Genomic DNA, 13,555 nt, shown 5'->3' with positions numbered 1-13,555 from the left:
ACAAGCGCACGGGAATGACGAATTTGTTTCCTATTATTTCGAATAGCTCAAAAAAAGCGTAAACTGAGCAGATAGTTAGCACTTTAACAAACCTTGAGGTGGCGGTGGTACAACGGCCGATCATGAATTTTTACATCAATGAAGAGCAGTCCATTTATCTGCTCTCACATCGTGATGCAAAAAAACATAAGCAATGGCTTAATATTTGTATTAAGCAACTGACCATGCTGGGGTATCGGGATGTCGAGCTGATCGGCTCTGGTGCTTATGGCTTTGTGTTTGCCGGTGTTGATGACAAAGAGCAGCAGTGGGTATTTAAGTTTTCCCGTATTACCTTAGCGCAATCGGTGCGCGATCGTCTTGAAGACGAAGCCTATATGCTGTCTCGCTTCGACCATCCGATGATCCCTAAGTTTTATGCCTTTGAGCGCATAAAAAAACAGGGGATCCTGATGATGGAACGCTCCTTGGGTCACGACCTGGAGCATTTCTCCCTGCGCCTAGGAAAGATATCCGCAAAACAACTGTTGGCTCTGGGGTTGCAATTACACCAATTACTCTTGCTGCTGCGCCAGCATAGAAACGGCATTACGCCCACGCCCGTTGTTCATGGCGATATTAAACCTTCGAACCTGGTGTGGGACCCTGATAGCAGCACCTTATCCTTGGTCGATTGGGGCAGCTCCGTCTATGCGCAGCTGGATGCCGAAGGACACCCAGTGGGTGCCAATGTGATGGATTTAATGTCGGCGGATATTACCAACACCAATGCCCGTATGGGGGACGTGTACTTTATCGGTGATGAGCAGATGTCGGGTGCTAAATCGTCGCCGCGTTTTGACGAGCAAGGTGTGGCGTCAACGCTCTATGCGCTGGCTTCGGCTCAGTCATGTCGCTTTGGCGCCCAGGTTATTCCAGCGAGCTCTTTGGGCCTGCCTGTGGAGTTCGCCAGGGTAATCGATGGCATGCTCAGTAAGGACAAGACCACGCGGGACAAGGCCGGTGATTATTTTATTCGTAATATGCCGGCCATGGCGCGAGCCTTTGTGCCGGTCCAGCAGCGCGTTCCGTCTAAGTCGCTGATCCCGTTTTGGAGCTCGGTGGCCGATATCTTGCCCGACACAGTAGTATATAGCTCGCGTAAACAGTTTCTACGCCAAGCCGACAGCGATAAGCGCTTAACTGATGTGAATGATGCTCAATTAGAGCGGTATTATCGGGAGTTTCTGTTCGACACCGGCGATACGGAAAAAGCGTTTCTTGCCGCTATTAGCCGCCTGGCTAAATACCCTGTGGTGGGCGGCCTTAGTTTTCACTGGAAACAGGATAACCTGTTTGTTGAGTCCAGCCTGATCCTTTATGACGAATCCCTGCAACTGGCGTTTCAGGATGCGGTGGACAACACGGTGAAACTGGCTCAGGGCATAGAACAAAAGGGCTTATTTAAGTGTTGTCTGTTTGATGCCAGGCAAACTATTCAGGTAGAGCGAGACGACACCGGCGCATTTGTGTTTGAGCAGTTGCCTGAGCTGAGTTATGACGTAACGGATATTCCCACCAAGGAAATGCTAAGGCCGCACTCCTACTTTGAGGATGGCAAGGATCCGGACGAGCAGTTGCAACTGCCGAAAAAGATCATTCAATGCGTTTTCGAGCTCAATAAAATTCACCATACCGGCTGTATTATCTTTGAGTCATTAGCTCAGCGTTTGAAAATACACCATTATTATCGCCTGCTTGATGCCTCTCAGGAAGCGCGGTTTACCCAGTTACTGAATGAAATTATGCAGTATGCCATGAGCATAGACGGGGTAGGTGTGGCAGGCTTTATGAAGCTGCCTTATAAGAACACTCGGGAGTTTTCGCTGTGCGCAAAACAGCCGGATTATTTTTTATCAAAGAACCCAAAAAAACATAGTTGATGCAAAAATTAACATAAGAATGGGGTACGCCAGCGCAGTTTCATAAAGATCTGCGCCACTTTTCTTTTCTATCAATTGCCCGCACATATTATATCTAGTCAGACAAAAAAATAAGACTTGAAAACTGTCTCAAGAGACGGCAGATTGACCTTAGGGACAGCGGAACTTATTAGTCGCTTTTGCTGTCAGTAGTTGTAAGTATTGTCCGTTTTGTGCAAAAAAAATATTACCGTCAATTACACGGGGTTTTAGCACTACCGACGATGCCTTTATTACGGAGTCCATGTAATCGGTCGAAGAAACAGAGGTACGGCCACTTATTTTTTCGCAGTCAATAACTGCTCATTTAGCCGAAATAACCCAATGTGGTAATAAGTATGGCTATCTAAAGTGACAGTTCTATTAATTATCCATTACTTGTAGATGATAAAAACACTACAAATGACGAAACTACAATGGTGAGGACTTTACCTATGAAGAGACAAAAACGTGATCGTCTAGAACGCGCCCATTCTCAAGGTTATAAAGCAGGCTTGGCAGGCCGCTCAAAAGAAAACTGCCCCTACCAACAGCTCGACCCGCGATCACAATGGCTTGGCGGGTGGCGAGAGGCCATCGAAGAACGAGCCCAATTTAAAGTCTAAATTTTCAATTAAAACGCCGCTATAAAGCGGCGTTTTTTGTAGCGTTAATGCAGATGATTAAAACGCGCTGGTATCTTGGAAAAGACCTACTTTTAAATCTTTCGCTTCATAGATAACGCGGCCATCTACTTCTACAGTACCATCGGCCATACCCATAAATAGTTTACGCTTAATAACGCGCTTCATATCGATGCGATAGGTTACTTTTTTCGCCGTAGGTAGGATTTGACCGGTAAATTTAACTTCACCCACACCCAGTGCGCGACCTAGCCCAGGACCACCTGACCAACCTAAGAAAAAGCCCACGATTTGCCACATAGCATCAAGGCCAAGACAACCAGGCATAACCGGATCGCCCTTGAAGTGACAGTCAAAGAACCACAGTGATGGGTCAATATCCAGCTCGGCTACGATCTGACCTTTACCATGCTCACCACCGTCTTCGGTAATAGAAACGATGCGGTCCATCATTAACATATTGTCGCTAGGAAGGCGGCAGTTGTTCTCGCCGAACATTTTACCTTCACCACACAACACCAAGTCTTCTTTCGAGTAGCTATTCTTACGTTCCATAACACACTTATTGTTTGAAAATTTGCAGCTACTTTAGCGTACACCTGTACGCTAAACAACTCTGAGCAGTCATTTAATGGTCTAGATTTACAGGTTTTTATTTAATTTATGTGAATCTGGCGTTGTGTCGCTGTTACAGGGGCGAGAATCTTCAATAAATCCGCAAAAGGGCAGCAATTTAACCCTTTCCTCTGTATAATTTTGGGCAAAATTATCAATTGCTTGTTAGGCTGACCTATGACTTTGTTTGTCAACGATCTTACCGTTATCGATTTTTCATATTTTTGTCCCGACCGTGGACCGGTAGGAGAAAGTTGGATTGTTGATTTGACCCTGGATGGTGCTTTGAATGATGAGTCCATGGTGCTTGATTTTGGCTTGGTAAAAAAGCAGATAAAGCGCATTATCGATGACAGCGTCGACCATACCCTGGCCGTGCCAATGCAGGCGGATATAAGCCTGATTGAAAATGACGACATGGTGATTCTTGATGCGCATTTTGGTGCCAAGCATCACCTTGCCATGAGTGCACCGCTGCAAGCGGTAAGCAAAATCGATGCGCCGCGCATTGATGAGCAGGCCTTAATCGCACATCTTATTGCCTTGATCACCCCGCAATTACCGGCCAATGTTACCGGCATGGGTTTGCATTTACGCCCGGAGCCAAGCAATAGCTTCTATTATCATTATTCTCACGGCCTGAAAAAGCACGACGGTAATTGCCAGCGTATTATTCATGGTCATCGCAGCACCCTGGGTATGGAGCTCGATGGTATGGCAATGCCGCGCCTGCAAAAACAGTGGGCTGATCGCTGGGAAGATATCTACCTGCTTAGTGCAGAAGATCAGGTTGAAGCAACGCAACTGCAACATATCCAAGCCAAAGAGGGTGACCTCTGCAGCCGTTATCGCTCAACTCAGGGCGAATTTGAGCTGGCCATTAGCGCCGAACGCGTTGAAATACTCCCTTGTGATACCACGGTTGAATGTATTGCCGACTTTATGGCGCAAGAATTAAAACGAGAATACCCAGACAAGCAGATTAAAGTAACGGCTTATGAAGGGGTAGGGAAAGGATCCATCAGTTATGCTTAAACGCTTCATTTGTTCGAGTTTAATTACCCTAGCATGTATCAGTAGTTCGCCGGCCGCGGCCAAGGCTGCGCAGTTGCCACAGCCCTTGGTTAAGGGGACATTGACACAAGGTGCCATGCTTATTGGCCAATTGCCCCATGCGCAAAAAGTCGTGTTTGCTGAGCGTGAACTTAAACGCAGCGCTGAAGGCTATTTTGTCTTTGGTATAGACCGTGATGCCGAGCCACAGCAGCAGCTAAAATGGCTTGATAAGCAGGGTAACTGGCAGCAACTCGACTTTAACGTCAGCCAACGCGAATATAAGATAGATAAAATCGAAGGGGTGGAGCAAAAGTACGTAGAACCACCTAAAGAGGTGTTGGAGCGCATTCGCAGCGACGCTGCCATGGTTCGTGAGGCCCGTGCCAATGAATCGGATTTAACAGATTTTATAGCGCCCGTGTATCGCCCAGCCAAAGGTCGAATTTCTGGTGTGTATGGCAGCCAAAGGTACTTCAACGGTACGCCCAAACGCCCTCATTTCGGTTTGGATATCGCTAATAAGACGGGCACGCCCATTTATGCACCTTTACCAGGACGCGTGGTGTTCGCTCATCCGGACCTATATTACTCAGGTGGTACTGTGATTATCGATCATGGCCACGGTATCAGTTCAACCTATATCCATATGCACAAGGTGTTGGTGGAAAAAGGCGAAATGATAAAAACAGGCGAGCGCATCGGCCAAATTGGTGCCACAGGGCGGGTAACAGGCCCGCATTTAGACTGGCGTTTTAACTGGTTTAACACCCGATTAGACCCGCAACTTATGATGATAGACACTTTAGCGAGCGAAGCTAACACGAATGACTAATACCCTAGATAAAGATGCCGTTGTTGCACAGCGTATTCAAGACTCAATTACCCATGTAACCAAAACCGTGTTTCCTGGGCGTACCAACCACCACAACACCTTGTTCGGTGGCGATGCCTTGGCCTGGATGGATGAGGTCGCCTTTATCGCTGCGACCCGCTTTTGTCGCAAGCCTTTGGTAACCATTTCATCAGACCGCGTTGACTTTAAAGAAGCTATTCCTGCCGGTACCTTTGCCGAGTTAGTTTCTAAGGTAGTACACGTAGGTAACACCAGCTTAAGGGTGGATGTCGAAATCTTCCTTGAGACCATGCATAAAGATAACAAGCATTTAGCCATTCGTGGCAGCTTTACCTTTGTTGCCGTTGATGAAAACCACAGGCCAACTCCTGTAGTCTGCGAGCGAATGATAAACGGATTTCAAGACTAATAAGAATGGGAGCTAAGGCTCCCTTTTTTAATCTGCCCACGCACAATGAACACATCATACTAACGTTTTGACATGATCAACCTTGGCTTTCCCAACTAATCATTAGTTAAAGCTTTTCAAGGGAATGACAAATTGCGGTATTACAAAGGACAAAAAGCCGCGATGCGGCTCTTTTTGAATCTTACTTGGTTTGTCTAAAGCACCATGGCGGCTATCCAACCAAACAGGACTAAGGGAATATTAAAGTGGATAAAGGTTGGCACCACTGAATCCCAGATATGGTCGTGTTGGCCATCGACATTTAAGCCCGATGTTGGCCCTAGGGTTGAGTCCGAAGCGGGGGAGCCGGCATCCCCTAACGCACCGGCAGTCCCAACAAGGGCTGCGGTAGCCATGGGTGAAAAACCAAGTTGCAAACACAAGGGCACAAAGAGGGCGGCGATAATGGGCACGGTGGAAAACGAGCTGCCTATGCCCATGGTGATCATTAAGCCAACTAACAGGATTAGCAGTGCCGCCACGGGCTTATTACCGGCAATCATATCTGCGGCGCCGCTGACCAAAGTATCTATATGGCCGGTTGCCTTCATGACCTCGGCAAAGCCCTGAGCCGAGATCATAATAAAGCCTATCATCGCCATCATGGCCACGCCTTTAGAAAACACATCCTGGTTTTCATGCCATTTGACGATACCAAAAAGGGTAAAGACCATAACCCCAACCAAGCCACCCAGGATCATAGACTGACTCATAAACTGGGCGATCAGGGATAAAACAATAGCCAAGGTGCCGACCAGTAATACCTTGCCTGGGTTTTCAACTTCTAAGGATTTCGCCTCGCTCACCAGGGTGTGATTGTATTCACGTTTGCGACGATAACTGATAAACACCGCCACCAATAACCCCACAAACATGCCGATGGCAGGGATGATCATGGCCTGTGGTACGTCACTTTTGTCGATAACTAAGGCATTTTCAACCAGGTTAAGGTGCAAAATATTGTATAGATAAATACCGCCAAAACCGTAGGGCAGTACCATGTAAGCGGTGGCTAAACCAAAGGTAAGAATACAGGCAATGGCACGGCGGTCCATCTGCAAACGATTAAAAATCGCCAAAAGTGGCGGAATTAAAATCGGAATAAAGGCGATATGTACGGGGATCAGGTTTTGCGAACTTAAGGCGCAAAACAGCACCACGGCCATAATGGCGAAGGATAAAAAACGCTCCGATGTTTGCTCTTTGCCCATTAACACCAATAAGCGCGCCGCCAATAAATTGGTCAGTCCGGACTTGGCGATGGCGACGGCAAAAGCGCCGAGCATGGCATAGCTTAAGGCTATTTCAGCGCCGCCGGAGAGACCTGTGTTGAAAGCTGTGACCGTATCGGTAAGGGAAAGCCCACCGACCAAGCCGCTGACAAGCGCCGCGACCGTCATGGCGACAATGACATTGACCCGAAACAGGGTCAATAACAGCATAAGAAATACGCCGACAATGACTGAATTCATTTTTACCCTATGATTTTTATTGACTTATTTACTACTTTTCTAAACTCTGAGCGCTGTTTTTTTGTGAGCGGTTTCTGCTCGTAGGTGGCTTGGATGTAAAAACGAGAAATTTGCTCCATCTGTGTTTTAAGTCTTGGCGTATGCGTTGCCAGATAGTTTAGCTGCGCCACGGGTGTCAGTTGCTCTGGTGATAAAAGGGATGAATTATCGGCGGCATTAAATAGCTTGGCCAACTGCTTGGCACTGAAGGTCAATTGCACCTTGCGGTGGCGCGAACTGAGGATCAAGATAACAAATAACACCAGGGCAATGCCAATAACCACAAGGGCCATACTGTATTGTGCAAACTGACTGCCTAGCAACTCTTTTAGAAAGTTATTTTGTTTTTCCTGGTCGAACCCAAGCACCCATTTGGTCCAGCGGTAGTCAATTTTCTCTAATTGAATCCGCAGCCAGTTTAATGATTTAAAGCCACTAAGCTGTAATAGTCCGAGATCCAGATTGGCGCGAAACTCCTGTTGCAGCTGGTCGACTTGAGACAAAGAGCCATTCAGGCGCTCAGGAGCGACCACTGAGGTGGCATCAAAACGTTGCCACTGTTCACCATCGTGATATTCCACCCAGGCATGGGCATCGTATTGATATACAGAAAGATAATTACTGTCGCCGACATTTTCTCCACCCAAATAGCCGGATACCAAACGAGCAGGAATGCCAACGCTGCGCATCATAAAGGCACTGACACTGGCATAATGACCGCAAAAGCCACGCTGAGTCTGAGTGAGAAAAATATCCAGACTGTTGCTCCCGGTAATGGGTGTAGGGGTCAGGGTATAAGTAAAACCTTGATAGCGGTAATGCTCATAGAGCTCACTGATAAAAGCGTCGACATTATCACTTTTCGCTAGCAAACGCTTGGCCAGGTTACGGGCCAGCGGGTTGCCTTGTAGTGGTAATTGGGTGTAGTAACGATATTCGTATTGGCTTAGCGCCGCGGGCAATTGTGGACGATAACGCAATGGATATTTAAAGTTCGACGCGGATGGGTCTTGGCGCAGCAATAAACCGTCATTGATGTTTCTGACATCGGCGGCAGGGCTAACCCCATCGCCTAGCGTATAAAGCCAAGGGTTGGCACTTTTTTCCAGGTATATTTGTGCAGAACCTGTATAGGCGGGCCAATCTATATTTTGACGCTCGTAGGCCGGGGCTTTTTCCTTTACCCAGGCCTTGCCGTCGAAACTGGTATGCAACATGGCGCGCCAATAATAAGGCGGAGCTGCTTGATCATCATTGAACTCGGCGCGAAATACCAGTTCATCGGATTTTGCCAAACTGGCGATATCAAAAGGGTCGACGCGCTCATTCAAGCCAGTTTTAGCGGTATTGGCGCCGGGTAACTGCCAAAATGCCGGCATTTTAGGCACAAACACCAGCATCAAGGCCGCCAAAGGCACGGCAATACAGAGCGAATAAATACTCTTGCGCATGGCTAAACGAGTGGTTGGCAAGCCATTGAGGCTAGCCAGGGCAATGGTTAAGGTGACGAAAAAAACGCCTACAAGTAATGTGCTATACAAGGACTGCTGATAAAGAAACACGGTGGAGATAGAGAAAAAAGTCAGCACTATCACGGTTTGTTGTTGCTTAGCACTCTCTGCCTGCAAGAGTTTTAAAATGCTTGCCTGCAGCAGCATGATCACAAACAACAAGACACTTTGTTTTAAATTTACTGTGATAAAGAGTACCGCCAATAAGGCCGCCGCCAGCAGGTTGGTTGCCAGCATGGCTGGGCGTGTGAGCCCCTTGTTTGCTAATAGCAGGTTCCAAAGGCATAACAAGAGCAACAGACTCAACAGCATGGTCGGCAATTCGGCCGACAACATCATCAGGATGCCAATATAAATAAAGCTAAGGGCGCTGCTGGCAAAATTACTCATGGTGTGAGCCCCGCTTTTTATAAAGGGCGAGGGCACGCAGCGCCTTGAGATAATGTTCATCGCTGTTATTACAGGCAAGTATAAGGCCTGGCAGTGCGACGGCGATAGGCATATGTTGGATTTGCGCCTGCTCAATACTGTAAGCCATCAGGCTTAAACGATTTTCAACATCGCCAGGGAACTTTTCAAAATCTACTACGTAGGCGCCGTCGGCCTCGGTGATAAATTCTTTGACTAAAAGCTGCTCTCGCTTGGCAAAGTGTTTCCAGGAAATACGTCGGTAATCGGCGAGCTGTTTGTGCTCTTTAAGGCCATCGAATTCGTCATTACCGGATTGGCTTAAAGCACCGGAATTTTGTTGCGGCGAGTCATCAAGTGCTTGCTTGCTTAAACCATGATTATGGGGCTGAGGAGCAGGGTAGACATAATAATCGGCGTTCGCATCGAGGTAGCTCCATACTTTTGCGAGACCAAAGGGATAGGTGGAAAACACCTTCAATCTCGGTACCTTATAATAGCCTCGCGCTTGTTTCCCACCCTGGATGGAGACATCCTGGCTGCTATCTTCGACCTTCTCAACCAAAGTCGTGCTGCCTTGCCACTGTAATTGAATGGCATAGCTGTTACGTTGCTGATTAGCCAGACTGAGGCGATAAGTGCGTTCTTGATTGGCATAACCACTGGCCACTTCTTTAAATTGCAACTGCAGCCCTTTGATATTGGCGTAGGATTGGATCAAAGACATAAGCACCAGCACTAACATTAAATAGGAGCTCAGTTGTACCAGATTATTTTGATAGTTGGCGGCAAGTATAAAGTTCAGAGCAGCCACCAGGATAAAACCAAAACCCAGTTTTGAGGGCAGCACGTAAACCGTGCTGTGTCCTAAGGTGAGCGACGTGGTTTTATGTTTATCCCTTAGCAGCCAATCTTGTAATTGATGATGGAGTGGGGCGAATGCCTTGCGCAGCAGGGCGGTCATACTAGAGCGGCACCTTAACCCGGCGCAAGATATCGTCGCACACGCTGGCCTGACTGTAATTGTCATGTGGATTGACGCGATGTTCACAGATACTGGAAAAAACTGCCTGCACATCCTCTGGCATCACATAATCCCGGCCTTCCAAAAACGCCCAGGCTTTAGCGCCTTGGGCCAGAGCGATACTGGCTCGCGGTGATAAAGGATGGGTAATATCACGGTCATGACGAGTCAGAGTCACTAAGGCGAGAATATAATCGACCACTGTGTTGGCGATACTTATATTATCCACGTGATTTTGCATCTGTTGCAGCTCGGTGCAGCTGATAATAGGCTCTATTGATTTATGCCTTTGCGGACCAAGACCTTTGATCAGCAGTTTTTCTGCGTCTGCCGGTGGAAAGCCCAGGCTAAGTCGCATAAAAAAGCGATCCAGCTGGGATTCCGGAAGTGGAAAGGTACCGGATTGATGCTGCGGGTTTTGCGTAGCAATTACGAAAAAAGGTTCCGGTAAGGTATAACGCTCTGAGTCTATACTGACACAGCCTTCTTCCATGGCTTCAAGCAAGGCGCTTTGAGTTTTAGGGCCGGCGCGGTTAATTTCATCCGCCAACACAATTTGGCTGAAAATAGGGCCTTTATGAAACGTAAACTTATGCTCTTTGGTGTTAAAAATACTGGCGCCGAGAATATCCGCGGGCAATAAGTCACTGGTAAATTGAATACGCTGATAACTCATGCCTAGGGTTTGCGCCAAACCGTGAGACAAGGTTGTTTTACCCATGCCAGGCAGGTCTTCAAGCAATAAATGGCCACGGGATAGCATGGCGCATAGGGCGAGTTTTATTTGTTGTTCTTTGCCATAGATGACATCCGCTAAACCCAGCGTCAGTTGTTTTAATTTTTCTTGCATAGGGATTAGTTAAGCTCTAAACGCTTCATAACCATGTCGACTTTGTTGGCGTTAAAAGGTTTACTTATGTATTCCTCGGCGCCAAATTCCCAGTTGTGCTCAACGTTTTCGTAAGAATTATGGTCGGCACAAAGGATGATTTTACTGTGCGGGTGTAGGTCCGACAGGTAGCTGATAATGTCGCAACCGTCGCAGTCGGGTAAGGCAATATCAACGAAGATAACCTTGGGATCGAGTTGAGCGAGTAAAGGTTTAGCGTCGTTGATATCCGCGCTACCGGTGATCTGGTCATAACCTAGTTCGGTGAGAATCGCGGCTAAAGAACTGCGCATGGACTGATCATTATCGATAATCAGAATTGGCTCCAGCGGACGAACAAACTCCATAATGCATCTTTTTTATTGCTGTTTTAAACAATACTATGCGATAAGGCGCATTTGCTCAATACAACCAAGGCATGATTGAACACTTATCGTGAATTTAATCGACATTTAATGTGAAGCTATAGCCGCTGTGATAGTTAGTGCTATAGAGATGGGTCGAATAATACTTATATAAATCATCAAAATGTCCGATACCGTCTAGTATTGGACATATGTGGTCGTATGGATTCGTGCTGCTGCATATAAACCTCAATAACCTATAATTTATGTTATGTTAAATGACGTATTTGTAAGTATAAACAGGGTTCTCCTCTTAATAAGTAATGTGTTTGCGCAGCCCTTTTTACCTGTTCTTGATTAACCAAGGTATTTTTTGTCGAGTTTCAGTGCTTGTCTGTTGAGTCAGCGTAAGTATCTTTGTCGCTGGTACCGGATTGTTTCTCGGTATTGATGATGCTTGCAACCGACTCTTTTAATTCTGGCGCGTATTGCTGCATATAGTCTTTCACTAACTTCACGTACTCATCATTATCCTGAAATGGCAAACTGGCATCAAAGGCCTCTGCGGTGACCCGCATCATTTTCTTATCATAGGTATCGAACTTGGAAATGATATCTGCTGCCTGTTCGCTGTTAAATCCAAGCGCTTCATAGGCGGCGCGCCCTATACGCAGTGAGCTGTCGTAGGTTTCTCGGATAATGTCACGGCAACCCAGTGCCCATAACTGATAAACATGATGCCTGTCTATGGCTCGTGCTAACACATGGACATGGGGATAATTCTGTAAAACGTACTGAGTTAAGGTGGTGATTTGCTCTTTATCGTCCAGGGCTATCACCAATAATTTCGCTTTCTCTATTCCGGCACTATTTAATAGATCAGGTCGTGTCGCATCCCCATAGAAATAATGCACTCCGATACGCGCCATGGCTTCCAAATGTTGATAATTATGGTCAATTACCGTGGCACGATACCCGCCTATTTTTAATATCCTATCCACTAAACCGCCGACTCGTCCCGAACCGGCGATAATAATATGGCTGTTTTGTGGAAACTCTTCTTCGCGGCTTTTTCCTTCAACCACATATCTCGGCGCTATAACCTTTTGATATAGAATAAAAAGTAAAGGCGATATCAGCATAGACAGAGTAACCACCAGTAATAAACGGTCTGCCATGGCCTGCTCCATCACCTGATTGGTCACTGAGAATGACAGTAAAACAAAGCCGAATTCACCGGCTTGGGCAAGCCCAAGTGCAAGTAACCAAAGGGCTGCGCCTTTAATGCCAAGCATGCGTCCTAATACCAGTAACACGGCAATTTTTACCAGTATCAGGGCTAAGGTAGTAAAGAATATCCAGCCAAACTGCGCAGCCAATAGAGTGAAATTAATCCCGGCACCAACGGTAATAAAGAAAACGCCCAACAAGAGTCCTTTAAATGGTTCGATATTACTTTCAAGCTCATGTTTGTATGGAGAATTCGCAAGAACTACCCCGGCGATAAAGGTACCTAAAGCCGGCGATAACCCAACTAATGTCATCATTAAGGCTATGCCTATCACCAGGAATAAGGCCGTTGCAGTAAATAATTCCCTTAATCTTGCCTGGGCGACAAATTTAAAGATGGGCCCAGTCAGATACGCGCCCCCTACCACCACACTTAAGATCACCGCCAGTACTATTAATGCGCTTTGCCAGCCATTTAATCCACTTAGTATGTTTATTTGGGACATAGCATGTGTGCCAGCGATCTCGGCGCTACTTGCATCGCCCATGGCCAGTAAGGGCAACACGGCCAAGATTGGAATAACGGCGATATCCTGAGTGAGTAATACGGAAAATGTTGCCTTACCGCCCTCTGTATCAAGCTCTGAGCGTTCGGCCAAACTCTGCAAGACTATGGCGGTGGATGACAAGGTGAGAATAAGTCCGATACTCAGGCCCAGTTGCCATGAATATCCTAAAAGCACAGCGACTCCCATAATAGCCAGAGCCGTAAGCAATACTTGCCCTCCACCTAAGCCTATTAACTGAGCGCGCATAGACCAGAGTTTTTTTGGCTCCAGCTCCAATCCCACCAGAAAAAGCATCATCACCACACCGAACTCGGCGACATGCTGAATCGATACCAGGTCTATTTTAAGTACTGTTAATAAGGGTGCAATGATAATACCGGCTATCAGATAGCCAAGTACGGAGCCTAAACCAAAGCGCGTGGCAATGGGAACGGCCACTATGGCGGAGATCAGAAAAATACAGGCAACAATAAGAATGTCTGTCATCAATTTGCCCTTGAGCTAGCAATTTAG

General features: G+C 46.8%; 12 protein-coding genes. 5 read left to right on the top strand and 7 right to left on the bottom strand.

Annotated elements, in window-relative coordinates; all coding sequences use genetic code 11:
- Positions 1–104: 104 nt before the first annotated feature.
- Positions 105–1,922, top strand: coding sequence for a protein kinase domain-containing protein (locus tag C2M34_RS14340; RefSeq protein WP_105259301.1), 1,818 nt, complete (start codon positions 105–107; stop codon positions 1,920–1,922).
- A gap of 473 nt (positions 1,923–2,395) precedes the next feature.
- Positions 2,396–2,566 (top strand): ribosome modulation factor, encoded by a 171-nt coding sequence (rmf, locus tag C2M34_RS14335; protein WP_105199011.1) that lies wholly within the window; start codon positions 2,396–2,398, stop codon positions 2,564–2,566.
- 57 nt (positions 2,567–2,623) lie between these two features.
- Here rmf and fabA read toward each other — a convergent pair whose 3' ends face one another.
- A complete protein-coding gene (gene fabA, locus C2M34_RS14330) occupies positions 2,624–3,139 on the bottom strand; it encodes a bifunctional 3-hydroxydecanoyl-ACP dehydratase/trans-2-decenoyl-ACP isomerase (RefSeq protein ID WP_105199010.1) in 516 nt (171 codons plus the stop codon).
- Positions 3,140–3,376: 237 nt separating this feature from the next.
- On the opposite strand from fabA, the gene C2M34_RS14325 reads away from it, so the two are divergent.
- Genes C2M34_RS14325 through C2M34_RS14315 form a run of 3 tightly spaced genes read left to right on the top strand, consistent with a single transcriptional unit; the run spans position 3,377 to position 5,517 of the window.
- Entirely contained in the window at positions 3,377–4,234 is an 858-nt protein-coding gene (locus tag C2M34_RS14325; protein ID WP_105199009.1) for a 6-carboxytetrahydropterin synthase, read from the top strand.
- Positions 4,227–5,087, top strand: a complete 861-nt coding sequence (locus C2M34_RS14320; RefSeq protein ID WP_105215923.1) for a M23 family metallopeptidase — start codon at positions 4,227–4,229, stop codon at positions 5,085–5,087. Before C2M34_RS14325 ends, C2M34_RS14320 begins: the two co-directional genes overlap by 8 nt.
- The gene (locus C2M34_RS14315; protein WP_105259144.1) at positions 5,080–5,517 is read left to right on the top strand and encodes an acyl-CoA thioesterase; all 438 of its coding nucleotides are present in this window, start codon (positions 5,080–5,082) and stop codon (positions 5,515–5,517) included. Before C2M34_RS14320 ends, C2M34_RS14315 begins: the two co-directional genes overlap by 8 nt.
- 194 nt (positions 5,518–5,711) lie before the next feature.
- Here C2M34_RS14315 and C2M34_RS14310 read toward each other — a convergent pair whose 3' ends face one another.
- The 6 genes from C2M34_RS14310 to C2M34_RS14285 form a co-directional block, all read right to left on the bottom strand.
- Positions 5,712–7,028, bottom strand: a complete 1,317-nt coding sequence (locus C2M34_RS14310; protein WP_105259143.1) for a Na+/H+ antiporter family protein — start codon at positions 7,026–7,028, stop codon at positions 5,712–5,714.
- 2 nt (positions 7,029–7,030) lie between these two features.
- Positions 7,031–8,968: a transglutaminase family protein gene (locus C2M34_RS14305; protein WP_158681456.1), complete on the bottom strand. Its 1,938-nt coding sequence runs from the start codon at positions 8,966–8,968 to the stop codon at positions 7,031–7,033.
- Entirely contained in the window at positions 8,961–9,950 is a 990-nt protein-coding gene (locus tag C2M34_RS14300; RefSeq protein WP_158681455.1) for a DUF58 domain-containing protein, read from the bottom strand. Before C2M34_RS14300 ends, C2M34_RS14305 begins: the two co-directional genes overlap by 8 nt.
- Position 9,951: 1 nt before the next feature.
- Positions 9,952–10,860 carry an AAA family ATPase gene (locus tag C2M34_RS14295; protein ID WP_105259140.1) on the bottom strand — a complete coding sequence of 303 codons (909 nt, stop codon included), beginning with the start codon at positions 10,858–10,860 and terminating at the stop codon, positions 9,952–9,954.
- 5 nt (positions 10,861–10,865) lie between these two features.
- On the bottom strand, positions 10,866–11,246 hold the full coding sequence (locus tag C2M34_RS14290; RefSeq protein WP_105259139.1) for a response regulator: 381 nt from the start codon (positions 11,244–11,246) through the stop codon (positions 10,866–10,868).
- A 380-nt stretch (positions 11,247–11,626) separates the two neighbouring features.
- The gene (locus C2M34_RS14285; protein ID WP_105259138.1) at positions 11,627–13,528 is read right to left on the bottom strand and encodes a cation:proton antiporter domain-containing protein; all 1,902 of its coding nucleotides are present in this window, start codon (positions 13,526–13,528) and stop codon (positions 11,627–11,629) included.
- Positions 13,529–13,555: the final 27 nt, after the last annotated feature.

This window comes from Pseudoalteromonas sp. T1lg88 (genome assembly GCF_002964765.1).
Classification (GTDB): Bacteria; Pseudomonadota; Gammaproteobacteria; order Enterobacterales; family Alteromonadaceae; genus Pseudoalteromonas.
Note: the sequence above shows the minus strand (reverse complement) of the source record. Positions and strands in the feature narration are given on the sequence as shown.

Bases quoted from the DNA above. Each gene is read 5' to 3' on its own strand.
- C2M34_RS14300 (WP_158681455.1), bottom strand. From the start codon at position 9,950: ATGACCGCCCTGCTGCGCAAGGCATTCGCCCCACTCCATCATCAATTA.
- rmf (WP_105199011.1), top strand. From the start codon at position 2,396: ATGAAGAGACAAAAACGTGATCGTCTAGAACGCGCCCATTCTCAAGGT.
- C2M34_RS14310 (WP_105259143.1), bottom strand. From the start codon at position 7,028: ATGAATTCAGTCATTGTCGGCGTATTTCTTATGCTGTTATTGACCCTG.
- C2M34_RS14320 (WP_105215923.1), top strand. From the start codon at position 4,227: ATGCTTAAACGCTTCATTTGTTCGAGTTTAATTACCCTAGCATGTATC.
- C2M34_RS14290 (WP_105259139.1), bottom strand. From the start codon at position 11,246: ATGGAGTTTGTTCGTCCGCTGGAGCCAATTCTGATTATCGATAATGAT.
- C2M34_RS14285 (WP_105259138.1), bottom strand. From the start codon at position 13,528: ATGACAGACATTCTTATTGTTGCCTGTATTTTTCTGATCTCCGCCATA.
- C2M34_RS14305 (WP_158681456.1), bottom strand. From the start codon at position 8,968: ATGAGTAATTTTGCCAGCAGCGCCCTTAGCTTTATTTATATTGGCATC.
- C2M34_RS14315 (WP_105259144.1), top strand. From the start codon at position 5,080: ATGACTAATACCCTAGATAAAGATGCCGTTGTTGCACAGCGTATTCAA.
- C2M34_RS14325 (WP_105199009.1), top strand. From the start codon at position 3,377: ATGACTTTGTTTGTCAACGATCTTACCGTTATCGATTTTTCATATTTT.
- C2M34_RS14295 (WP_105259140.1), bottom strand. From the start codon at position 10,860: ATGCAAGAAAAATTAAAACAACTGACGCTGGGTTTAGCGGATGTCATC.
- fabA (WP_105199010.1), bottom strand. From the start codon at position 3,139: ATGGAACGTAAGAATAGCTACTCGAAAGAAGACTTGGTGTTGTGTGGT.